This window comes from Methylomonas subterranea (assembly GCF_024505185.1).
In the GTDB taxonomy this organism is placed as follows: Bacteria; Pseudomonadota; Gammaproteobacteria; order Methylococcales; family Methylomonadaceae; genus Methylomonas; species Methylomonas subterranea.
Genome location: NZ_JANIBJ010000008.1, coordinates 22,502 through 43,617, shown reverse-complemented (window position 1 = coordinate 43,617; position 21,116 = coordinate 22,502). Strand labels below are relative to the sequence as shown.

The window sequence follows — 21,116 nt, the reverse complement described above, 5'->3', positions numbered from 1 at the left end:
AGATAATTAAACGCGCCCAAAGACTGCGTCATTATTTGATATAAAAAATTTATAGAAACTTAAGCAAGGGCTTTTTCGCGTACATTATTCAAGGGCCATTGTAAAGCCGCAAAAAAAACGGCAAATGTCATCAAGGTTGTCTGCGGCTCGTCGATATATTCGTCCGTCAACCCCAAACCTATCATGGCTATCATGGACGGCACGATGGCAATAGGAATCGACTCTCCTGAATCAAGCAATTTCCATTGATGTCGAAAACCAAAACCGATCAACAGTATAAATAACAGCAGGCCAATCCAGCCTTGTTCGAGCCACACCTGGAGAAACAATTGTTTGCTATGCCAGGGTAAATGCTCGAAATCGCTAATCCAAAACCAATGGTTCAATCTATTATCAAAGTCGGAGTTTTTTAAAATTTGCACGCCGGAAGAATCGGTAATCTCAATCGTATCGACAGACATTATGCCGCTGCCATAATTGTGAATTTGTAAGGTCGGCGGCCAATCCAACCATCCCCGGCGGCCCAAATTACCCGAATTAAAAGACCACTGCAGCGTTTGCCATCCGCCCAGTTTCAAGCGGAAGTCCTTTTTTACACAATCCGGCTGCCACTGATCGCTAAATAAAATGTGTTTGTGGCAGATATCGACACCCAAAATACCTCCCTCGTCTTCAAACTTGACTACGGCAAGCAAGTTGTAAACGGTATCAGGCTTAAGCGTTATCTTTTGGAAATAAGGATATCCGCCCTTGCCAATTTCAAGCAAAGTCTTACCGTCGTTTTCCACCCAGCGGTAATTAGGCAGAGGCATGTCATCCAAATGACTACGATAGTAGAGTTTTGGCATGCTACCCATGCCAAAACCCCAAAATGGCCGCCAGAAACTATCCGAGTATGCCGAATCGATTACATCGGCCCAGTGTCTGGAGCGGGTTTGCAAATCCGAAGATACGCCCTGCATTCTTTCCGTCATCCGGGTGGAGCCCATTCCGACAATTATTATTAGGAAGCCACCGCCCACAAGCGCCGGTATTCCGATGTCCTTTAATTTTATTCCCTTGATTTTAAAAATGACGCCGCTGGCAACACCTAAAAACATCAATACAACGACGCTGGTCACGGCGATAACCAACGCATTCAAAGAATCAACATCCTGATGCCATTGACTTTCCGTAATCGAGTCATTAACTCCGTATACTCCAAGAGAAAAAAGCATAATCAATAAAAAGCCAACAAACACGATATCCGGTTTAACTTTATGAATCACAACTATCGACGCGAAAAAAACCATGATGCCGAATAATAAGGCCTGATAACCGGCCTGACTTTTAATCACCGTCAAGATAAAAATAACGGCAACAAATAAAAATACATAATAGACATCAAACATCCGTAATCCGGATTTGACTACCAACCTTTTATTATCCCTATAGAGTAAAATTCCGGATATCACAAACGAAATAGCAAAACCCGCAATGGTCATTCTGGTAAAAGTCACAATTAGACTATAAAGTCCCAAGGCGAACACCAATATCGACAACAAAAAATAGGACTGTTTTTTTTGCCGGGTAACAATATAAAATACCAGAGGCAAAACGCAAACCAGATACCCATCCAGCGCGGTACCACCAACATGCATGCCGCTGAAAAAGCCTGTTATTCGATAGGTGCTGGAAAAATCAAGCAGCGTTTCAAAAAACTCATAAATATTGCCGGAAAGCAGTATGGATGAAAACACATGACGTTCCCATAACACACCCAATGCAAGCAGCAGAAGACCGCATAATATGCCGGCACCCAGCATCAGCAATGTCAACCTGTAGTTTTCCAACAATGATGCCCTAGTTACATACCAAGCCAGCCAAGCCGATATAAAACCCTTACCCACTCTGATGCCATTTAATGGACTCTGATAAATATCGTCGGAAAAGTGTTCGGAAAAATAGTCGAAAAAACCAATAAAACCGCACAGCACATACCAGATCAATAACGCATAAAACAAGGTGTCGCCTTTATATTTTACGGAAAAAATATTATTCTGTTTCCAAAATAAAACAGCCAGCGTCAACAGAAACAACACATCGTATTCGCTGAACAATATATTTCCCGTCCACACCCCAAAGTCCAAGACCGGAATAAATGCCGTCAAAAAGAAAAAACCCAGTTTAGGTTCAAACAGCAACAATCCCGCATAGATAGCGCAAATAACAAACTTAAACCACCCAATATCAGGATATATGCTGATCAAATAGCCAGCAGCAAAAACCGCAAGCAGCGAAAACCCCTTGGACAAAAATGAATATCTATTGGCAGCGAGACTACTCATGATTCACACAAACTGAATGTCCGGGTTGATTAGTTATATTGGCGAACAAAAGCGTTAATAAACGCTGCAATTTGATTGCCGGGTAAATGATTGATCCCGGCCGCGGCTTTTCTGCCGCCGCCGCCCGGAAATTGACCGCAAAGCACATCGGCCCCGGCTTTGTTATTGCACGGCGCTCTTACGCTGACGGTGTAGCCTCCTTGCCGGTTCAAGCCCATAACGGCATGCGCCCTGTCCGGATTCCGATTGGCCAATTCGTTACTCCAGACGCCGCTTACCCTCCGCGCCCATTTTTCATCGGGTAGTATAAAAACGGCGACTTTTTCGCTTTCGTATTCCGGCAAAACTTGCCAGACTTGTTCCATATCCGCCATATAACCGGTTAACAGCGCCTTGTATATCTCGGATTTTTCTTCGACGAATTCAAACGGGGTCTGAAATCCGCGCAGCTCGCCAAACAACCGGCTAGGCGGAATATGTAAGTCATCGACATGCTCGCCGTAAGCATTGTAGTTTATGCATACCCCCAATTGCCGTAACCGTTGCAATTGCCGGTCCGACAAGTTCAAGCGTTGCGCCGCCCTCGCGGCACTTTCCATTAAATTATCGCCGAACGCGGCAGTCACCGCCCAAGCGGTAAAACGATGATGCAAATATCGATCAACCAGTAGACTGGTGCAAACATCGGCGTCGGTATCGATTACGGAGCGAAGTTGCGGGTGAACCGGAATATCGCCAGCCTGATGGTGATCGAAGTAAAACACATCGATCTGCCTATCCAGTAACCCCAGCAAAGCCTGGCGATTTTTGGCCAGGGAAATATCCAGCACGGTAACCCGGTCGCCCGGCTTGGCGTCGACGCGTTCGAGCAGACCAATATCTCGTTTGACGCCCGTCACCAGTATTGAGTCGACCGGCTCGGCAAGACGCAACTGCAACAACGCGCAAATGCCATCCGCGTCGCCGTTGAATACGTCGAAATTCATGGGATGGCGTCCGGTTTAGCCATGCCGACGATGCCGCGTTTCCGCAGGAAATCCAAGACTTGGTCGACACACTCTTCCAGGCTCTTTGTGCCGGTAGCTACAGCCAATTCCGGCTGTTCCGGCACCTCGTAGGGAGAGGAAATACCGGTAAAATGACTGACTTGCCCTTGTCTGGCCTTTTTATACAGGCCTTTTACATCGCGCTCTTCACAGATGGATAAATCGCAGCGACAGTAAATTTCAATAAAATCCCCCGGCAAAACCAGATTTCTGGCCAGTTCCCGTTCCGCCCGAAACGGAGAAATGAATGCCGTCAGCGTGATGATGCCGGCCTCCAACATCAGCTTGGCCAATTCGGCGACCCGGCGAATGTTTTCCCGCCTGTCCCGATCGGTAAAACCCAGATCCCGGCATAAACCATGCCTGACGTTATCTCCGTCGAGCACGAAGGTCCCATAGCCCAATTGATGCAAACGCTCTTCAACCGCATGCGCCAAGGTTGACTTCCCCGCCCCCGACAAACCGGTAAACCACAAAATGACGGATTTATGCCCGTTTTGCCGTTCCCGTCTATTTCTGGTCACGGTCGAGCGGTGCCAAACCGTGTTGCTGCTGCGATTATCCATGGAACCGCCAAAAACCCCTAATCAAAACCACGGCCTAGCGGGATCAATTTCCATAATCCAGGTTTTCAATTTTTTTTAACACGCCATTTTCAAATTGCAAAAACTGCTTGAATTTTCTGCGTCCGAAGTTATAAATCCATTCGTCTATCACAACTTCTTCATATTGGTTCAGTTCCAAGGCGCCATAAGGGTGTCGCAAGCGGCTTCCGCGCGTGCCGTAACGCCTTTCCGTCCATTCCGGCTCCCCGCACTTTTCCAAGACATCTAGTTTGTGATCGCCGACCTGCACCAGTTCCCGACCGCAACGAAAAGCCAAGGCATCCGTCGCGGCCAACATCAGACAAATCATCAGCACGCTGGTTTTCACTGACGACCTTTTAGGGCGATACAGCGTATTGCTGGCTATAGCTGGCGCCCTTGTCGCACACCTTCCTGCTGGTCGGCGACTCGCAGGAAATATCGCTGAATTCCGCCTTCAATTCGCCCGGCTGGTCCGGAACGAAATAAAAACGGAAATTGGGATCGGCGCTAATGGCAATATCGATTTTGGCCTTTAAAACCGGTTTATTGTTAAAGCTCACTTTCAATTGATCGATAAAATGCGACTTTCTAACATATCTCGTCATCTGATCCATCTGCATGCCGGTCAAATTCGGGTGGCTGATCATCAGCTGCGCTTCAGTCGGCTGGCCTGACTTCAGACCTTCATCCAAGCGGAACTTCACTTTCCCCAAGCGTTTCATGGCCTCGTCCAGATCGGCTCCCACCGGCGCGGAGCAACCGCCGCTGGCCTTGACGAATTTTTTGCTCATGGTCAGCTGGCCGTCGTTGGTTTCGGCAATCGCCCGGATGTTACTGTAGGTATTCACCCTCACCCGCATGGCCAGATCCGCCTTGCCGCTTTCCGGAAAAAATTCGAATTCGCCGACAAACGGAAACGGATTTTTATCCACCAGCACCCAGATTTTTTTGATGTATTTGTCTTTGCCTTGCGGAATTTTACTGATGACCTTGACCGGGACGATAGCGGGGTCTTCCGCCCGATACGGCGCATCCAGCTCAATGACCTCATTCGATTCGGCAATGGTTTTGCCGGCGAAAAACTGGCTTTTCAGGACATTGTTCCAGGTGCTGTCGTCATCCTCGGCCAACGCAGCAAGTGGTAACAGCGCGATTAAAAAGGCAAATTTGCGTAGCATTTTCATCAATCTCTCTCAGGCGTTAATGATATTCAGTCTTCCCACTCAAGTTCAGCAAAGGCTATGGTGACGTTTTTCCGGTGAAACTCTTCAAACAAGCGCCAGAGCTGCCTTGCCGACAAGCCCACGTGGTCCACGGCGTATTCCAGGGTTTTTCCTTGTTTGAGCATGATGCGGATTTCGGCGGCCAATTGCTCCAAATAGGCCTTATGCGCTTGTAATCCGGCCGGCCAATCCCTGACCAATCGACCATGCCCGGGTATGACCAATTTATACTGATTTTTCTCCAGGCGTTCCAATTCCTTCAGCCAGCCTCTGATGCTGCCGTCGATCACCGGAATATGCTCCAGAAACAGCAAATCCGCCAACCAAAGCGTGTCGGTATTTTTATCGTAAACACTCAAATCGTTGTCGGTATGGGCGGACGGATGCGCCGTTAGCTGGAGTTCCCGGTTGCCCAAATTCAGGGTCATGCTCTCCTTGACCTGTAAGTCGGGCGGAATGATGTTATCCGGGCCGACCCGGATATCCAGCAACTCATCGGCCTTGCTTAAATAGTGGGGCCCGCGGGTAGCCATGGCGCGGGCCAGTTTATGATGGCCGACAAAACGCACGCCCGGCGCTTTAAAGGCGCTGTTGCCGTAGATATGATCAGGATGTACGTGGGTGTTGATCACATAACAGACCGGCTTGGCAGTGACTTTCTTGACTGCCCGCCGCAGCGCCATGCCTTGTTGCGGACTGCCGCCGCTATCGATAACCGCCACGCAGCTGTCGCCGACGATAAAGCCGATATTGGCGATTTCGCCATGATTTTCCCTATCCGGCCAGTGATGCGCCGATATGTGCACAAACACCCCCGGCGCGACTTCCGCTACTTGCAAAACCGGCAAGGCCCAACTCACTGGACTTAAGCAAAACCCCAACCACACCAACAGTAAGCGCATACGCCACCTTAAGCCGCTATTCGTTTAAAAAATTCCAGTTCCGAAATGATGTCTCGATTGGACTCAAGCCTATCCAGATAAACCAAGCCTTCCAGATGATCGTATTCGTGCTGAAATACCCTGGCCGGAAAATCCTCCAGCACCAAATCCTGTTCCCGCCCCTTCTCGTCCCGATAATTTACCTGTATGGCCCGGAAGCGCGGCACCAAGGCCCGAATGCCCGGCACGCTCAAACAACCCTCCCAATCCTTGTGTAAGCTGTCATCCACTATCTGAAATGACGGATTGACCATCACGATAGGCGGCATTTCCGGTGCGTTTGGGTAGCGAACGGTGGGCCGCGATGCAACGATGATAATCCGCCAGGATGCACCCAATTGCGGGGCGGCAATGCCGACACCGTTGCTTTCCAGCATCGCGTCGCGCAACACAGCCAGTAATTGCGGGAACTTGGCATCGCTAAAATCATCTACGGGACGTGCTGTTCGGCGCAAGACGTCAGCGCCCAATTGCACAATTTCGGGTTTTTCGGTCATCATAAATTCCGGGGCGAGTCATTCGGCTCAAGCATGTTATTAGGCGGCAGTATACTGGTGTTTATTAGAATTTACTCACCTTTACTTTAAGCGGCTTTTTTGTGATAGTAACCCGAATTAAAGCCATAAAAATCTCGCACTCAAGTGCCGGAACACTTCAACCCATCGATCAGGAGACAACATGAAAAAAACTCATAAAACCCCATTCGCACTGGCCATGAGCGCTTCCTTGCTACCTTTCGCCGCCAATGCCGTGCAAAGCGATAGCAATCCGTTCGCCATGCAGGACTTGAGTTCGGGCTATATGCAAACCGCGGAAGCCGAAAAAGACGGCGCGTCGAAAATGAAAGACGGCGCTTGTGGAGAAGGGAAATGCGGCGGCCAAATGATGGACAAGGCCAGCGACAAGAAAGCTATCGAAGCGGTTTGCGCCGGTAAAAAAACCGCCCCGGCGCCCGCCGGCGACAAAGCAGACGATAGCAATAAATCCGAACCGGCCAAATAAAATGCCATCCGACACCGGTTCAGCACCGGTGTCGACTTAAAAATCACACCGTAAAGCTTTCCCCGCAACCGCAGATACCCTTGACGTTGGGGTTGTTGAATTTAAAGGCTTCGTTGAAACCCTCCCTGGCATAATCCAGTTCAATACCGTTCAATTTATCCAGATCCGTCTGCTTAACCAGCACTTTAACATCGAACTGATCGAACACGATTTCATCTTCGGCCTGTTGATCGGCATAATCCAGCACATAGGCATAGCCCGAACATCCCGCCGGCTTTACGCCCAACCGCAAGCCCAATCCCGATCCGCGCAGATGCAACTGTTTCCGAATCTGTTTTGCCGCGCGCTCTGTGACCGTAATACTCATTGACTTCTCCTAAACTCTTGCAAGCAATGCCTTTAAAACACTGACAAATTCGTCGATTTCCCGCGCGGTATTGTCTTTACCCAAACTGACCCGAATGGCGGATTTAGCCAATGAATCGGCCACACCCATCGCCGCCAAAACCGGGCTGATTTGTCCGGAGCCGGCGGCGCAGGCCGAACCGCTGGAAACCGCAATGTTCTTTTGATCCAACTGCATCAGCAGCATTTCACCATTGACGCCAGGAATACCAAATTGCACGGTATTAGGCAATCGGGGCACCCGTTCGGCAAAAATCACCAATCCCGGAATAGTCTTTAATTGCTGTTCCAAGCCGGCCCGAAGGGATTGCATGCGAGCCAACCTATCGTCAAGCTCCAACCGCGCCAGTTCCGCGGCTTTACCGAAACCCACAATCGCCGCCACATTTTCTGTTCCGGCGCGCAAGCCGCGCTCCTGATCGCCACCGTAAATCAATGGCCGGACATCGACATCGGCTCGCCAGACCAAGGCACCACAGCCTTTCGGGCCGTATATTTTATGACTGGACAGGCTCATTAAATCCGCGCCGAGCTGTTTAAAGCTGACCGGAATTTTACCCGCCGCCTGCACCGCATCGGTATGCAGCAATCCGCCGACCGCCCGCGTGGCGGCAGCCCATTCGGCTACCGGTTGCACGGCTCCGGTTTCGTTGTTGGCCAGCATCAACGATACGAAATCACCTGCTTGCGGGCTTTGTTCCGCTAGCATACCCGGCAAAACCAAGCCGTAAGTATCCGCCGGCAGGGTATTTATGGCTGTGTACCGCTCGGATTGCCGAACGGCATTCTCGGTCACCGCCGGATGTTCGATGGCGGAAATCCATAACCGTCGGTTCCGCGCACTGGACAGAGCCAGCGCATTGGCTTCGGTACCGCCGTTGGTGAACACGATTTGCGCGGCTGGCGCATCAATCAACGCCGCCACTTGTTCCCGGGCCGTATCAACGGCGCTACGGGCAATGCGGCCCAATCGATATAAACTGGAAGGGTTGCCGTAAAGTTGCCGCAAATACGGCAACATGGCCTCCACCACCCGTTCGTCTGGCGGCGTGGTGGCATTGTGATCCAAATAGATCATTTAGGCCGTTTTGCGTTCCTGCAACGTTTGAATATCAATCACTTGCTCGGAAAGTTTGGCCTGTCTCTTGGCAACTTCGCTGACCAACTCCCGTTCCAACAACTGCCCCAGGGTAATTTGTTTCAGATAGGCCCGAATCTGCTCGCTCAAACCCATCCACAAATCATGCGTGATGCAGGGTTGATCGTTGTGACAGTTGGATTTTCCGCCGCATTTGGTGGAGTCTACCGGCTCGTCGACAGCCTCGATAATGTCGGCGACGTTGATTTCGCGCGCACCGCGGCTCAAGGTATAACCGCCGCCCGGCCCCCTGACGCCCTTGACCATGCCCGCCTTACGCAGCCGCGCAAACAATTGCTCCAGATACGACAACGATATGGTCTGCCGGGTAGCGATATCGGTTAAAGTGACCGGATGCTTTTGACTGTGATAGGCCAAATCCAGCATGGCCGTAACCGCGTAGCGCCCTTTGGTGGTGAGTCGCATAAAGCCTCCTCCAATTAAACCTAGTTAAAGTAGGGCGACTATAAATAAACCCAGTATTTTAGTCAAGTATTGAACGGCAACCACCTTCAGCTTTTATCCTTGATCTGGCAATCATCCAACTGAGCAATGTTTTTTTCACCGCATTGAATGCCGGCATCATTGAGCTTTTGGCACATGATCTCAATCTGTCTGTCCATTTGGTGAATATGATCCAGCATCAGATTAATAGCATTGGCGATAGGGTCGGGCATATCGGTAGCCCCGTAGGCGTCGAAACCGATTTTTTGCGCGGTGGCATCGCGCAGGGCCTGTTCCCGCTTGGCCTTGGCATCAATAATATGGGCGGGTATCCCCACCACGGTTACGCCGTCGGGTACCGGCTTGACCACCACCGAATTGGAACCGACCCTGGCACCCTCGCCGATTTCAATCGGCCCCAGCACCTTGGCGCCGGCACCGATCACCACCCCGTTTTTCAAGGTTGGATGCCGCTTGCCCTTGTTCCAACTGGTGCCTCCCAAGGTCACGCCATGATACAGCGTGCAATCGTCGCCGATCACGGCGGTTTGACCTATCACCACCCCCATGCCGTGATCGATAAAAAACCGCCGGCCTATCCGCGCGCCCGGATGAATTTCGATACCCGTCAACCAGCGCCCCAAAAACGATACATAGCGGGCCGGCCAATTGAAACCGCGCGCCCATAACCAGTGACTCAGGCGATGGATCAGGACCGCGTGAAAACCGGGATAAGTGGTTATCACTTCAAACACCGAGCGTGCCGCCGGATCGCGCGCAAATACGCATTGAATATCTTCTTTGATTCGGCTGAACATAAGGTTTATTTCAAGTTGTGATTTTGGGAAAAGCGCAAGATGCCACGCAATATATCCAACTCCTTGGTATCCAACTGGGCGCGATTGAACAACCGCCGCAAACGGCGCATGATGGACTTGGAGCGCTCGGGGTGCAAAAAACCGATATCGGCCATGGTCTGCAGCAAATGCCGATAAAAGCCTTCCATCTGTTCCGCCGTTGCCAACGGCTCTTCGCCCCTATCGCCGATATTGCTCGAAAACTGCACGCCCGTCGCAACAAACAGTTCGTAACAGACCACTTGGACGGCGGCAGCCAGATTCAAAGAGCTATATTCAGGATTGCAGGGAATGCGTAACAAATAATGACAAAGGTCCAACTCATGGTTTTTCAAACCGGAGTTTTCCCGGCCGAATATCAGGGCGATATTGTCCTCGCCGCCTTGGCAAGCCCATCGTTGGGCCGCTTCGCGCGCGGTTACCGACGGCCAACTGATGGTCCTGTCGCGCGCGCTGGAACCCAAAACAATCCTGCAATCCGCTATGGCTTCCGGCAAGGAAGAATAAACCGTGGCCGCCCGCAATACATCGTCCGCCCCGGAAGCCCGCGCCGTGGCATCGGCATGCGGAAATACCTTGGGAGACACCAGCCGCAACTGATTCATGCCCATGTTTTTCATGGCCCGGGCCACGGCGCCGATATTACCCGGGTGCGATGTTTCCACCAAAACGACTTTAAAATTGGCAAGCAAAGACAGTTCCCAGCCACTAAAAAACCGGCGATTTTAACAAAAGATTTGCTATGCTATCGCGGTTTTCCAACTGCTCATTACCAATTCGATCTATGCATCCCATGCTCAATATAGCCGTGCGGGCGGCACGCAACGCCGGCGACCTGATTCAACGCTCCTCGAACAATATCGGGAAACTGACCATCGATCAAAAAAGTCGAAACGACTACGCGTCGGAAGTGGACCGCATGGCCGAGCAGGAAATCATCAAGGTCATCCGCGCCGCTTTTCCCGAGCACGCGATTTTGGCCGAAGAGAGCGGCGAACACCAAGGCAACGATTACGTATGGATCATAGATCCGCTGGACGGTACCACCAACTTTTTACACGGTTTTCCGCAATATGCGGTATCGATTGCGCTAAAACTGAAAAATAAACTGGAAATCGGCGTCATATACGACCCCCAGCGCGATGAACTATTCACCGCCGAACGCGGCGGCGGCGCCATGCTGAACAATCGCAAAATCCGCGTAACCAAACAGGCCAGCATGCGCGGCGCCCTAATCGGCACCGGCTTCCCGTTCAAAACCATGGAGCATATCGAACCCTATCTGGGCATGTTCAAAGCCATCGCCGCCGATACCGCCGGCATTCGCCGGGCCGGCGCCGCCGCGCTGGATATGGCCTATGTAGCCTGCGGCCGCCTGGACGCTTACTGGGAAATCGGCGTCAAGGAATGGGATATCGCCGCCGGGGTATTGTTGATACAGGAGGCTGGCGGCGTCGCCACCGATTTTTCCTTTAACGACAAATACTTGCAATCCGGCAACATCATCGTCGGCAATCCGCGCATGCACCAATTGATGTATCACGCCATCGCTCCGCATGTCACCGACAAGCTTAAATAAACAATCGACTGGCATTATTCGCCGCCAGCCCTAAAATTGTTATCGGCCTGCCTTTTCTTTTATACTTGAAGGCTAATCAAAATCTTAAGAGGAAATCATGGAAAAACCGTTCATCCTACACATGCTGACCACAGCAAAAAACCTGAGCCCTTTCGACGTCAACATGGCGATGGATGCCGGCTGGATTCAAGCCGTTCCCTATATCAACGTGGAACCCAGCGAAGTACGCGGTTTGGTACAAGATGCGATTTTCTCCCGCAGTCCAAAAGGTTTGAAGCGCACCGCCATTTTCATCGGCGGCCGCGAAACCAAACAAGCCATGGACATGTTGAAACTGGCAAAAAACTCCATGTTTCATCCCTTCGAAGTATCCGTGTTTGCCGACCCCAGCGGCGCATTCACCACCGCGGCCGGCATGGTAGCGGCCGTTGAAAACGAGCTGACCGGCAAGTTCGGTAGCACGCTGGAAGGCAAAAACATTTTGGCCCTGGGCGGTACCGGCCCTGTCGGCCAAGCCGCCGCGGTCATTGCCGCCCAGGCCGGCGCCCATGTCAGAATCATAGGCAGACAGCTGGATAAAGCCCAACGCACGGCGGAGTTATGCAGCGAAGAATTCGGCGACGGCAAAATCGCCATTAGCGCCGGCGCCGATGCCGACAAAGCGGAGTACATGCAAACCGCCGATATCGTATTCGCCACCGGTGCCGCCGGCATAGAACTGCTGAGCGCCGAACTGATCGCCGCCGCCCCACAATTGAAAGTGGTGGCGGACGTTAACGCCGTGCCGCCCGCCGGCGTGGCTGGCGTGGATGCATTCGACAACGGCAAACCGCTTGCCGGCTCCAACAGCGGTGCCGTGGCAATCGGCGCGCTGGCAATCGGCAATATCAAGTACCAGGCCCAAAGCCGTTTGTTGAAACGCATGCTGGAATGCGACAAGCCCTTATTCCTGCACTTTGAACACGCTTTCGAAGTGGCGCGCGAATTTATCAAGTCGACCAATTAACGCATTTTGCCAACGTTAGCATCCGTCCATTACCGAGGTTAAGATCAAAAATGTCAAAACGCAGCATACTTCATATGTTCGACCCGATGCCAAACAACAGCCCGTTTGACATCAACATGGCGCTCGATGCCGGTTTTGACGTGCTGATGCCATATGCCAACGTCAAACTGGAAAACATCCAGAACCTGACCCAGGATGCCATTTTTTCGCGCAGCCCTTCCGGCATCAAAAAAACCGGTATTTTCATCGGCGGACGGGATATCGGCTTGGCCATCGACATGCTGCAAGCCACCCAGCCGGCCATGGTGCCGCCGTTCGAGGTTTCCGTGTTTGCCGACCCCAGCGGCGCGTACACCACCGCCGCCGCCTTGGTGGCCTGCGTGGAAAAGGCCCTCAAGGAAGTTCACGGCAAGAAGTTAAAAGACTGCAAGGCCCTGGTATTCGGCGGCACCGGCCCGGTCGGTATCGCCACCGGCATTATCGCTTCCCTGCAAGGCGCCGATACCGTTTTGGTAGACCATTTGTCGGTGGATACCGCCAATGATGCCGCCAAGCAATATAACCGTCGCTTCAGCGCCAACATGAGCGGCGCCGTCGCCAGAACCGATGCCGACAAAATCGCCTTGCTGGCGGATGCCGACATCGTCTTCTGCACCGCCAAGGCCGGTATTCGGGTATTGAGCGCGGCAGTATTGGCGCAATCCCGGCAATTGAAAGTGGCGGGCGATGTCAATGCAGTGCCGCCCGCCGGGATAGAAGGAATTGAGTCCAACGACATGGCCGCTCCCCTGTTGCATGCCGGCCAATCGCCGAATTCAGTCGGTGTAGGCGCCTTGGCGGTCGGCAATGTCAAATATCAGTTGCAGCATGAATTGTTGAAGTCCATGCTGAAAAGCGACAAGCCGGTGGTCATCGACTTTAGAGAAGCTTTCAGCAAAGCCCGCGAATTGGTTTGAGCCTGACTGGTTTGCCCATTCCTAGGATTCCTCCCAAAATAACTTCCGCATTCTGTCCCCTCTCCCTCTGGGAGGGCTAGGGAGAGGGATATAGGACGGAATCCTTAGCGACGGGATGGGCACGCCGACCGATTCACATCGGTTCGGAATAATGGTATTTGACCGCCAACCGCGTCAGCTCGACATCGTTTTTGATCTTCAGTTTGGCGTATAAGCGATAACGGTAGGTATTGACGGTTTTGTCGCTCAATTTCAAGGTGTCGGCGATTTCCTGTATGCCCCTGCCTTTCAATATCATCTGCGCCACTTCCGCTTCGCGCTGCGACAATTGCGTGAACGGCGAAGCTTCGCCGCCCTCGATGGACTCAAACACCAGATTGCTGGCCACATCCTGACATAAATAACGTTTCCCGGACATCACGGCCCTGATGGCACCCACCATTCACTGACCGGCGACGCTTTGGACACGAAGCCCTCAACCCCCAGTTTCAACAATTGCTGCGGAATCGCGCCACCATTGTGCACGGACAGCGCCACGATTTTGACCTTGGGAAAATTCTGCAAAATTCTCCTGCAGGCCTCGAAGCCGCCCATGCCGGGCATGTTCACATCCATCAACACCACATCGGGCAGTTCGGTCTCAATGATTTGCAAGGCCTTTTCGCCACAGTCGCAGACGGCAACCACGGTAATATCTTGAAAAGCATTCAACAATGCTTCAACCCCGCTTCTAATCAATTCGTGATCGTCAACCAGCAAAACCCTAATCATATTCTCCAGTACCTTACACTGTCATCGATGCGCACCCTACAAATATAGTCGGATAAAACAAACTCACTCATGATAGGACATTTTTGCCGTAAAATTAACCCCGCCTGAAATTATCCGTCTACCGCTTGATCGGTAAAATAACCGCTTATCGTCTTAATTAAACCTCACCAACATGCGCACATCTCAATTCCCACTCAGTACCGTAAAAGAAACACCCGCCGACGCCGAAATCGCCAGCCACAAACTCATGATACGCGCCGGCCTGATCCGCAAAATCGCGGCCGGCGTCTATACCTGGCTACCCCTGGGCTTGCGCGTATTACGCAAAGTGGAACAGATTACCCGCGAGGAAATGAACAAAGCCGGCGCGCTGGAAGTCCTGATGCCGGCGCTGCAACCCGCCGAACTTTGGCGCGAAACCGGACGCTGGGAAAAATATGGCCCGGAACTGGCGCGCATGCAAGACCGCCATGCCCGCGAATTCTGCCTGGGACCGACACACGAGGAAATCATCACCGATTTGGCCCGCAACGAACTCAAAAGCTACAAACAGCTGCCCATCACGTATTATCAAATCCAAACCAAGTTTCGCGATGAAATCCGCCCCCGTTTCGGCGTGATGCGTTCGCGCGAGTTTGTAATGAAGGATGCCTATTCCTTTCATCTCGATCAAGACTCGTTGCAGCAAACCTATGCCGTCATGTACCAAGCCTACACCAATATTTTCAACCGTTTCGGCTTGAAGTTCCGCGCGGTCATCGCGGACTCCGGCGCCATTGGCGGCGCGGTATCGCACGAATTCCACGTACTGGCTGATTCCGGCGAAGATGCCATTGCCTTTTCCGATACCAGCGGCTATGCCGCCAATGTCGAAAAGGCCGAATTGCATCGCACGCCATTGAATAGAGCCACATATACCCAAGAAAAAGTACTGACGGAAACACCGGGCAAGAAAACCATCGCCGAGGTCGGCGAGTTTTTGGGCGTAAGTCCGGACAAAATCCTCAAGACCTTGATCGTCGTCAGCCGATTTATCGATGCCGGTACCGGTGAATCCAGAAACAGCTATTGCATGCTGTTGCTGCGCGGCGATCACGAGTTGAACGAGATCAAACTTCAAAAAATCATCGGCGATTTCGATTTCGCCAAGGAAGAGGAAATCGAAGACCTTATGCATTGCCGGCCCGGTTATATCGGCCCCATCACCGCCGAAGCGTTTCCCGGCCGCATCATCGCCGACTATTCAGTAGAAAACCTCAGCGACTTCGTCTGCGGCGCCAATCAAGCCGGATTTCATTACACCGGCGTCAATTGGGGTCGCGACTGGAACCTAATGGATGAATGGCTGCACGACATCCGCCAAATCGTCAACGGCGACCCCAGCCCGGACGGCCAAGGTCAAATCACCATTGCCAGGGGCATCGAAGTTGGCCATATTTTCCAACTGGGCGACAAATACAGCGCGGCCATGAATGCGGCCATCATCAATGAAGCCGGTAAAAACCAGATCATGCTGATGGGTTGCTACGGCATCGGTATCTCCCGTGTAGTGGCGGCCGCCATCGAGCAAGGGCATGACGAACGCGGCATCATATGGCCCAACGAACTAGCCCCCTTCCAGGTTGCCATTTGCCCAATGAACATGCACAAATCCGACCGCCTGATCGACACCGTCGAGAAAATTTATCGCGAGCTTTTGGACGCCGGCATAGAAGTGTTGTTGGACGACCGCAAGGTCCGGGCCGGCTTCATGTTCTCGGACATGGAACTGATAGGCATCCCGCATCGAATCGTGATCGGCGACCGCGGACTGGACAACGGCACGGTGGAATATCAAGGACGCACCGAGCACGAAAGCCGGGAAATTCCGTTTGCGGACATCGTCGGCTTCCTGAAAAGCAAACTGGCATAATCCCTTCAGCCACAAAAAAGGGCGCCTGGGCGCCCTTTTCCTTGCCAAGAAATCAAATTTTTCCGCTTAGCGCATTAAGGTAAACATCGCTTTAACCGCGCCGCATTTCGGACAACCCCAATCTTCCGGCACGTCTTCCCAACGCGTTCCGGGCGCAACGCCGTTACGTGGATCACCCAATTGCTCGTCATAAATATGACCGCAGGTTTTGCATTTGTATTTTCTGAACTCAGCCACGTTTTTCTCCTGGATTATTTGTGAACGCTCGAGATTGTAGCCAACAGATGCTCAAAAAAAAACCACGAATTTTTTGGCATTACCCCCAATCACGTCATCGATACATGCCCGGAATTTTGCCCAAAACCACGGTTATTGGCATTCGAGGGTCGGCAATCCGCACGACTCCGGGTTAAACCAAACCGGTGAAGTCGCTTGAGTTATCGAGACTCTTTGTCCGCCAAAATCAGCCCATTCCTTACCAGGCATTGACAGACGTTTATTCATTTGACTCCAGTCAGCTTAATCCTCAATACTCGATTGCAAGACTTGCCGGTGTGTTGCCAAGCAATATTCAGACTACGCGGGCGTGAGATACAGGCCGAAGCGGAGTTTTTCTGCCCGCCACCAACTGCCTAGCGGTCATTAAAAACCGGAACCCATGCTAGAATCGTTGCGAACCTGAAATGAGCAACTGGACCATCAAATATCCGGTAACTCCTGAGCTCCTCGAAGGGCGAGAGGGATTTTCCATAAACCCGCGGCTGTGTTTTGCGCCATTCAGACCTAGACATTTCAATGCACGGTCGTTTAGCCCAATCGGCGCTATACATCGAAACCAAGCGTCTAAATTCACAATAGAGGCAGCAGCATGATGACATTAAATATCGACGACGACACCGCGAGCCTGCTCCGCCAATTATCCGAGCAAGAACACATCAGCCCCGCGCAACTGATCAAACATTTACTCAGTGATTATCTCGAAGACTTGGCAGACGCCGCAGCAGGCGATGCCGCATTAGCAGAATTGATGAACGGTAAGGACGATACGATCAGCTTGGCGGAATGGGAGCAACAACTCAATGCCTTGGAGCGTTAAGCTTAAGACGGGCGCCGCCAAAGCCATCAACAAACTGGACAAACCCGTCCGCGACAGAATCAAAACCTTTCTCACTCAGTTAGCCGAGCAAGACAACCCGCGCATTACCGGCAAAGCCTTGCAAGGCAAATTGTCGGCATACTGGCGCTATCGGGTCGGCGACTACCGCTTGATTTGCCAGATTCAAGACGAGGTATTAATCGTTTTGGTCATCGAATTGGGCCATCGAAAAGACATTTATCGGGACAAGAATTAATTGCTAAGAATCTAACCTACCCCACCACCTTACTTCGATCCATTCCAATTATGTTCAGTTTACGCAGCTCTCTTGTTAGAATTTCGGCATGACTTTCGATTACCTACCTTCCGAATCAATCAGCGGCGCAACCGACTGGAGCATCCAGAAACCAGTGGCGTTCAATGATGCTGAAATCGAAATATCCATCTCAAAACCTCAAATTAAAAAAACACCATATGCCTCGGGAAAAACTAAATAACCCAACTAATATAATATATTATCTAGCTCACGGACTTGTCTTCATAATTGGAGTCGTATTAATCCAAATAGATGGAGAATATAATGCAATATTTGATTCAGTAGGCACATCTTTAGTAGCCGCCTCAATTGCCGGTTTGATTATTTATTCCTATATAAAGTATGCCGATGATTTAAGAATCCACGTACAAATGCTTGTAACTCTGGGATTGCATCAAGCCTTTAACGTGAGAGGGTTAAAAAACGACAACGAATACAAAACACGACTACAATAAGCAAGCAAAAACATTGACGTTCTGGGTTATGGTTTAAAAACATTTTTAGAAGAGCATTTCAATGACTTTGAAACCTGGAAAGACAAGTGCGATGTGAGAATCCTTCTTATAGATCCGGATTTTCCGTCTAATGCCGTATCAATATCATCCCAAAGAGATATTGAGGAAGGAAAAGCACAAGGTACTTTAGCAGGAGAAGTAAACACATTTATTAGTCGCACGAAAGACATTGTAGGTAAAGGGCGCAGAGGATCATTTTCAATAAAATATTTTAAATGCATCCCAAGCATCACTATTTTCAGAATAGATGATGAAATATTATGGGGGCCCTACTTTGTAAATAAGCTCAGCAGAGATACACCTATGTTCATCGTTAAAAAAGGCGGGTTGTTATACGATCAGATTTTAGGGCAATTCGACAGCATTTGGTCAAGCAACGATTTTTCTCGAGACGCAAATTGAATAATTAAATCTTTTAATAAAATATGATACGAATTTTTCCATCTCCTCGTATTCATTTAACTTTACTTTCGCTTCAAGAGAGCGGCTATCGCGTAAATGGTGGATTAGGATTTTCAATTAGTGAACCTACTTGCGAATGTTATTTTTCTATAGCCAATTCTTGCTCTATTAATGATATTCGACCAAGACCGGCAAATTCAACGGAATTGGAGCAATTAAAAACAATAATTCGGGCGGAACAAACAAAACGTCGGATGAAGCAATCCTTGGAGATTTCCATCAGTGGCAACATGAGTCCCCACGCCGGCTTCGGTTCTGGTACCGCATTAACCCTCGCCTGCCTGGAAGCTTTGCATATTCTCAACGGCTCCGAAATATCGCCAGCCGAACTGGTGCACGCATCCGGACGCGGCGGCACGTCGGGCGTCGGCATCCACACTTATTTTTCCGGCGGTTATGTGTTCGATCTGGGCCGCAAGGTTGATGGCAGTCCGTTCTCGCCGTCGCATCTGAACGGCAGCAAATCCGCGCCTTTACTGCTCGACCAAGGCCCGATGCCGGATTGGGAATTCGGCATCTGCATGCCGGCGGCGATTGAGCATAAAACCCAAGCCGAGGAACGCGAATTTTTCCAGCGCACATGCCCGTTACCGGCCGACAAGGTTTACGAAACTGTTTACCACACCTTGTTCGGGTTATATGCCGCTCTGCGCGAAGCCGACCGCGCGGCGTTCTGTACCGCTTTGAAAGCCGTGCAAAACTGCGCCTGGAAACTGGCGGAACGCCGGGAATACGGAGAAGCATTGTTCGAACTTGAAAAGACCATTTATGCGGCGGGCGCCGATGCGGTCGGCATGTCCAGCTTGGGGCCGAGCTTGTTTTTTCTGGCCGACGACGTGAACAGCGTCGTTTCCAAAATGCGAGAGATGCGGCCGGATTGCGATTGGCTGGTCACGCGCCCGGACAATAGCGGCCGGGAAATCATTTATGGTTGAAATCGTTTTTTTCACGTCCAACCCGATCAAACTGGCTCACGCGCGTTATCTTTGCCGGGATTACGCCGTGCGCATCGTCGGCTTTCGCGAAAAGACTTTTGGCGCCAATTACGAAGAGCCGCGCATTTACGACCGCGCGGAATTGATTGAGCGCAGTTATCAAGACGCCTTGCAACGCTGGAAACGTTTCGTCTCTGAGAACGAGCAGAAACTGTTTTTTCTCGAGGACACTTCAGTCATCATTGAGGCATTGAGCAAAGAGCGGGAAATACCCGGCTTGGACGTCAAATACTGGATGAAGGAAACTCAATTTGCCCAGTTGGACGAAACCATACGGAATCTGGGTAACGACCGGCGCTGCCGGGTACGTTCCGATTTGGTTTTGCATTTGCCGCCGGAGTTGCGACCGAAAGATTCGAACGATAGCTACCGAATATTTACCAGTTTCAGTTTCGGCAACGTTGTCGAGTATGAGCAGGATTTCAAAACCAATCTGCTTTATCCGTGGCTGGATAACAAAACGTTCAATAAATGGTTTGTACCGGAGGGGTGCCAAGACCCGATTAGTTTGTTGCCAATCGAAGAAGCCGATAAGCACGATTTTCGTTCCCGTTCTTTCCAGGAAATGCTCGGTTTTTTAGAAAACCGGGGTGAAATCCGAAAACGCTATACGGCACCCAAACAATATCAGCTTGAGGCCTCCGCGCCCTTGTTCGTCATTTGCGGCCCTTCTTGCGCCGGCAAGACTACGTTGGCCGAGCATTTGGCCGACAGCTACGGTTATTACCACATCGAAGCCAGCGATTTCATGTACCGCAGCTATTACCAGCGCCACGGCGTCAGTTCGACGGTGCCTATCGGCGATTTTGCCGAGCAAGCTCTGAAAGATCAGCCTGAAATCGTCGCCGAACAAGTATTGGAAGACATCGAATCCAGTCAACCACTAGCTGCCGTGGTTACCGGCTTCCGCTCGCCAGAGGAGTTGACCTGGCTTCAAGAGCACTATGCCGGCCACCAACCCATTGTGCCGGTATATATCGACGCTCAGCCTTCGATTCGATTTCAGCGTTCGTTGCTTCGGGGGCGTGAAACGTCGCCAGAGACGAAAGGACGCTTCGATAAACGGGATTCACAACAGTTGGCGATGGGGCTTGATGATTTAGCCCGGATTTTGCAGTCGGACTTATTCAAAAACGAAGGCAGCAAAGAAAAATTCTTCAACGCATTTGCGGATCGGCATCTTCAGGATTGGCCGTATCCGAAAGACAATCCAAGGCATCCATTAAACGCCGGAGAACTCGAAAAATTGATTCTGAAAGCTTTATTGGGGGAATACCCTAGCCGGACTTATTTCACAACCACCGAAATTGCCCACCTGATTAACAGCAACCTACCTACCGATCGGCAACGCAGCAAAAACAATGTCAGCCGTTATTTCAACCAACGTTTTTATCCGTATTACGAAATAAAACTAATCGACGGCAAGCGCAAATATCGCTTGTCCAATACCGGGCTAGGGAAGGCGAAATTATTATAACGATCTCAGTACGCTCCGATTGGCACTAGCGAAATCGGAGGGATATTGACTTCGACATGCG

Annotated in this window: 26 protein-coding genes; 11 read left to right on the top strand and 15 right to left on the bottom strand. The window is 51.1% G+C overall.

What is annotated here, in order from left to right; genetic code table 11:
• Positions 1-59: 59 nt before the first annotated feature.
• Genes NP590_RS05750 through def form a run of 7 tightly spaced genes read right to left on the bottom strand, consistent with a single transcriptional unit; the run spans position 60 to position 6,621 of the window.
• Positions 60-2,327: a hypothetical protein gene (locus tag NP590_RS05750; protein WP_256601309.1), complete on the bottom strand. Its 2,268-nt coding sequence runs from the start codon at positions 2,325-2,327 to the stop codon at positions 60-62.
• A 29-nt stretch (positions 2,328-2,356) separates the two neighbouring features.
• Positions 2,357-3,313: a DHH family phosphoesterase gene (locus tag NP590_RS05745; protein ID WP_256601308.1), complete on the bottom strand. Its 957-nt coding sequence runs from the start codon at positions 3,311-3,313 to the stop codon at positions 2,357-2,359.
• Positions 3,310-3,939 carry an adenylyl-sulfate kinase gene (cysC, locus tag NP590_RS05740; RefSeq protein WP_256601307.1) on the bottom strand — a complete coding sequence of 210 codons (630 nt, stop codon included), beginning with the start codon at positions 3,937-3,939 and terminating at the stop codon, positions 3,310-3,312. Before cysC ends, NP590_RS05745 begins: the two co-directional genes overlap by 4 nt.
• Positions 3,940-3,982: 43 nt before the next feature.
• Entirely contained in the window at positions 3,983-4,306 is a 324-nt protein-coding gene (locus NP590_RS05735; protein ID WP_256601306.1) for a DUF2845 domain-containing protein, read from the bottom strand.
• A gap of 10 nt (positions 4,307-4,316) precedes the next feature.
• The gene (locus NP590_RS05730; RefSeq protein WP_256601305.1) at positions 4,317-5,144 is read right to left on the bottom strand and encodes a quinoprotein dehydrogenase-associated SoxYZ-like carrier; all 828 of its coding nucleotides are present in this window, start codon (positions 5,142-5,144) and stop codon (positions 4,317-4,319) included.
• A gap of 26 nt (positions 5,145-5,170) precedes the next feature.
• Positions 5,171-6,085: a quinoprotein relay system zinc metallohydrolase 2 gene (locus tag NP590_RS05725; RefSeq protein ID WP_256601304.1), complete on the bottom strand. Its 915-nt coding sequence runs from the start codon at positions 6,083-6,085 to the stop codon at positions 5,171-5,173.
• An 8-nt stretch (positions 6,086-6,093) separates the two neighbouring features.
• Positions 6,094-6,621 (bottom strand): peptide deformylase, encoded by a 528-nt coding sequence (gene def / locus NP590_RS05720; RefSeq protein ID WP_256601303.1) that lies wholly within the window; start codon positions 6,619-6,621, stop codon positions 6,094-6,096.
• A gap of 181 nt (positions 6,622-6,802) precedes the next feature.
• Between def and NP590_RS05715 the strand changes: the two genes are divergently transcribed.
• Positions 6,803-7,126 carry a hypothetical protein gene (locus tag NP590_RS05715; RefSeq protein WP_256601302.1) on the top strand — a complete coding sequence of 108 codons (324 nt, stop codon included), beginning with the start codon at positions 6,803-6,805 and terminating at the stop codon, positions 7,124-7,126.
• A 43-nt stretch (positions 7,127-7,169) separates the two neighbouring features.
• Here the strand turns inward: NP590_RS05715 and NP590_RS05710 are convergent, their stop codons facing one another.
• The 5 genes from NP590_RS05710 to NP590_RS05690 form a co-directional block, all read right to left on the bottom strand.
• On the bottom strand, positions 7,170-7,493 hold the full coding sequence (locus tag NP590_RS05710) for a HesB/IscA family protein (RefSeq protein ID WP_256601301.1): 324 nt from the start codon (positions 7,491-7,493) through the stop codon (positions 7,170-7,172).
• A 9-nt stretch (positions 7,494-7,502) separates the two neighbouring features.
• Entirely contained in the window at positions 7,503-8,609 is a 1,107-nt protein-coding gene (locus tag NP590_RS05705) for a cysteine desulfurase family protein (protein ID WP_256601300.1), read from the bottom strand.
• Positions 8,610-9,095 carry a Fe-S cluster assembly transcription factor gene (locus NP590_RS05700; protein ID WP_256601299.1) on the bottom strand — a complete coding sequence of 162 codons (486 nt, stop codon included), beginning with the start codon at positions 9,093-9,095 and terminating at the stop codon, positions 8,610-8,612. It lies immediately after the preceding gene.
• 86 nt (positions 9,096-9,181) lie between these two features.
• Positions 9,182-9,931: a serine O-acetyltransferase gene (cysE, locus tag NP590_RS05695; protein WP_256601298.1), complete on the bottom strand. Its 750-nt coding sequence runs from the start codon at positions 9,929-9,931 to the stop codon at positions 9,182-9,184.
• Positions 9,932-9,936: 5 nt separating this feature from the next.
• Positions 9,937-10,662: an RNA methyltransferase gene (locus NP590_RS05690; protein WP_256601297.1), complete on the bottom strand. Its 726-nt coding sequence runs from the start codon at positions 10,660-10,662 to the stop codon at positions 9,937-9,939.
• Positions 10,663-10,754: 92 nt separating this feature from the next.
• On the opposite strand from NP590_RS05690, the gene NP590_RS05685 reads away from it, so the two are divergent.
• The 3 genes from NP590_RS05685 to NP590_RS05675 all read left to right on the top strand — a co-directional run bounded on the left by NP590_RS05685 (position 10,755) and on the right by NP590_RS05675 (position 13,511).
• Positions 10,755-11,549, top strand: coding sequence for an inositol monophosphatase family protein (locus tag NP590_RS05685; RefSeq protein WP_256601296.1), 795 nt, complete (start codon positions 10,755-10,757; stop codon positions 11,547-11,549).
• Between the two features lie 97 nt (positions 11,550-11,646).
• A complete protein-coding gene (locus NP590_RS05680; RefSeq protein ID WP_256601295.1) occupies positions 11,647-12,555 on the top strand; it encodes an NAD(P)-dependent methylenetetrahydromethanopterin dehydrogenase in 909 nt (302 codons plus the stop codon).
• Between the two features lie 50 nt (positions 12,556-12,605).
• Positions 12,606-13,511: an NAD(P)-dependent methylenetetrahydromethanopterin dehydrogenase gene (locus NP590_RS05675; RefSeq protein WP_256601294.1), complete on the top strand. Its 906-nt coding sequence runs from the start codon at positions 12,606-12,608 to the stop codon at positions 13,509-13,511.
• 133 nt (positions 13,512-13,644) lie between these two features.
• On the opposite strand, the gene NP590_RS20575 is transcribed toward NP590_RS05675, so the two are convergent.
• The gene (locus NP590_RS20575) at positions 13,645-13,929 is read right to left on the bottom strand and encodes a LuxR C-terminal-related transcriptional regulator (RefSeq protein WP_371927252.1); all 285 of its coding nucleotides are present in this window, start codon (positions 13,927-13,929) and stop codon (positions 13,645-13,647) included.
• The gene (locus NP590_RS20570) at positions 13,929-14,282 is read right to left on the bottom strand and encodes a response regulator (protein WP_371927251.1); all 354 of its coding nucleotides are present in this window, start codon (positions 14,280-14,282) and stop codon (positions 13,929-13,931) included. Before NP590_RS20570 ends, NP590_RS20575 begins: the two co-directional genes overlap by 1 nt.
• 172 nt (positions 14,283-14,454) lie before the next feature.
• Between NP590_RS20570 and NP590_RS05665 the strand changes: the two genes are divergently transcribed.
• The gene (locus tag NP590_RS05665; RefSeq protein WP_256601293.1) at positions 14,455-16,194 is read left to right on the top strand and encodes a proline--tRNA ligase; all 1,740 of its coding nucleotides are present in this window, start codon (positions 14,455-14,457) and stop codon (positions 16,192-16,194) included.
• 66 nt (positions 16,195-16,260) lie between these two features.
• Here the strand turns inward: NP590_RS05665 and NP590_RS05660 are convergent, their stop codons facing one another.
• The gene (locus NP590_RS05660; protein ID WP_013820495.1) at positions 16,261-16,431 is read right to left on the bottom strand and encodes a rubredoxin; all 171 of its coding nucleotides are present in this window, start codon (positions 16,429-16,431) and stop codon (positions 16,261-16,263) included.
• 631 nt (positions 16,432-17,062) lie between these two features.
• Here NP590_RS05660 and NP590_RS05655 point away from each other — a divergent pair.
• The 6 genes from NP590_RS05655 (at position 17,063) to NP590_RS05630 (ending at position 21,055) form a co-directional block, all read left to right on the top strand.
• Positions 17,063-17,290: a DUF6290 family protein gene (locus tag NP590_RS05655; protein ID WP_256601292.1), complete on the top strand. Its 228-nt coding sequence runs from the start codon at positions 17,063-17,065 to the stop codon at positions 17,288-17,290.
• Complete coding sequence (locus tag NP590_RS05650; protein ID WP_256601291.1) at positions 17,274-17,546, top strand: type II toxin-antitoxin system RelE family toxin; 273 nt, start codon at positions 17,274-17,276, stop codon at positions 17,544-17,546. The genes NP590_RS05655 and NP590_RS05650 overlap by 17 nt, the downstream gene beginning before the upstream one ends.
• A 164-nt stretch (positions 17,547-17,710) precedes the next feature.
• Positions 17,711-18,061, top strand: coding sequence for a hypothetical protein (locus tag NP590_RS05645; RefSeq protein ID WP_256601290.1), 351 nt, complete (start codon positions 17,711-17,713; stop codon positions 18,059-18,061).
• A 93-nt stretch (positions 18,062-18,154) separates the two neighbouring features.
• The gene (locus NP590_RS05640) at positions 18,155-18,523 is read left to right on the top strand and encodes a hypothetical protein (RefSeq protein ID WP_256601289.1); all 369 of its coding nucleotides are present in this window, start codon (positions 18,155-18,157) and stop codon (positions 18,521-18,523) included.
• A 23-nt stretch (positions 18,524-18,546) separates the two neighbouring features.
• The gene (locus NP590_RS05635; protein ID WP_256601287.1) at positions 18,547-19,518 is read left to right on the top strand and encodes a beta-ribofuranosylaminobenzene 5'-phosphate synthase family protein; all 972 of its coding nucleotides are present in this window, start codon (positions 18,547-18,549) and stop codon (positions 19,516-19,518) included.
• Positions 19,511-21,055, top strand: a complete 1,545-nt coding sequence (locus tag NP590_RS05630) for a non-canonical purine NTP pyrophosphatase (protein ID WP_256601285.1) — start codon at positions 19,511-19,513, stop codon at positions 21,053-21,055. Before NP590_RS05635 ends, NP590_RS05630 begins: the two co-directional genes overlap by 8 nt.
• The last annotated feature ends 61 nt before the right edge of the window (positions 21,056-21,116 follow it).

Coding starts and splice junctions, on each gene's coding strand:
- NP590_RS05725 (WP_256601304.1), bottom strand. CDS start 6,085: ATGCGCTTACTGTTGGTGTGGTTGGGGTTTTGCTTAAGTCCAGTGAGT.
- NP590_RS05730 (WP_256601305.1), bottom strand. CDS start 5,144: ATGAAAATGCTACGCAAATTTGCCTTTTTAATCGCGCTGTTACCACTT.
- NP590_RS05715 (WP_256601302.1), top strand. CDS start 6,803: ATGAAAAAAACTCATAAAACCCCATTCGCACTGGCCATGAGCGCTTCC.
- NP590_RS05650 (WP_256601291.1), top strand. CDS start 17,274: ATGCCTTGGAGCGTTAAGCTTAAGACGGGCGCCGCCAAAGCCATCAAC.
- cysE (WP_256601298.1), bottom strand. CDS start 9,931: ATGTTCAGCCGAATCAAAGAAGATATTCAATGCGTATTTGCGCGCGAT.
- NP590_RS05745 (WP_256601308.1), bottom strand. CDS start 3,313: ATGAATTTCGACGTATTCAACGGCGACGCGGATGGCATTTGCGCGTTG.
- NP590_RS05655 (WP_256601292.1), top strand. CDS start 17,063: ATGATGACATTAAATATCGACGACGACACCGCGAGCCTGCTCCGCCAA.
- NP590_RS05675 (WP_256601294.1), top strand. CDS start 12,606: ATGTCAAAACGCAGCATACTTCATATGTTCGACCCGATGCCAAACAAC.
- NP590_RS05700 (WP_256601299.1), bottom strand. CDS start 9,095: ATGCGACTCACCACCAAAGGGCGCTACGCGGTTACGGCCATGCTGGAT.
- NP590_RS05645 (WP_256601290.1), top strand. CDS start 17,711: ATGATGCTGAAATCGAAATATCCATCTCAAAACCTCAAATTAAAAAAA.
- NP590_RS05680 (WP_256601295.1), top strand. CDS start 11,647: ATGGAAAAACCGTTCATCCTACACATGCTGACCACAGCAAAAAACCTG.
- NP590_RS05750 (WP_256601309.1), bottom strand. CDS start 2,327: ATGAGTAGTCTCGCTGCCAATAGATATTCATTTTTGTCCAAGGGGTTT.
- NP590_RS20570 (WP_371927251.1), bottom strand. CDS start 14,282: ATGATTAGGGTTTTGCTGGTTGACGATCACGAATTGATTAGAAGCGGG.
- NP590_RS05705 (WP_256601300.1), bottom strand. CDS start 8,609: ATGATCTATTTGGATCACAATGCCACCACGCCGCCAGACGAACGGGTG.
- NP590_RS05710 (WP_256601301.1), bottom strand. CDS start 7,493: ATGAGTATTACGGTCACAGAGCGCGCGGCAAAACAGATTCGGAAACAG.
- cysC (WP_256601307.1), bottom strand. CDS start 3,939: ATGGATAATCGCAGCAGCAACACGGTTTGGCACCGCTCGACCGTGACC.
- def (WP_256601303.1), bottom strand. CDS start 6,621: ATGACCGAAAAACCCGAAATTGTGCAATTGGGCGCTGACGTCTTGCGC.
- NP590_RS05630 (WP_256601285.1), top strand. CDS start 19,511: ATGGTTGAAATCGTTTTTTTCACGTCCAACCCGATCAAACTGGCTCAC.
- NP590_RS05635 (WP_256601287.1), top strand. CDS start 18,547: ATGATACGAATTTTTCCATCTCCTCGTATTCATTTAACTTTACTTTCG.
- NP590_RS05665 (WP_256601293.1), top strand. CDS start 14,455: ATGCGCACATCTCAATTCCCACTCAGTACCGTAAAAGAAACACCCGCC.
- NP590_RS05685 (WP_256601296.1), top strand. CDS start 10,755: ATGCATCCCATGCTCAATATAGCCGTGCGGGCGGCACGCAACGCCGGC.
- NP590_RS20575 (WP_371927252.1), bottom strand. CDS start 13,929: ATGTCCGGGAAACGTTATTTATGTCAGGATGTGGCCAGCAATCTGGTG.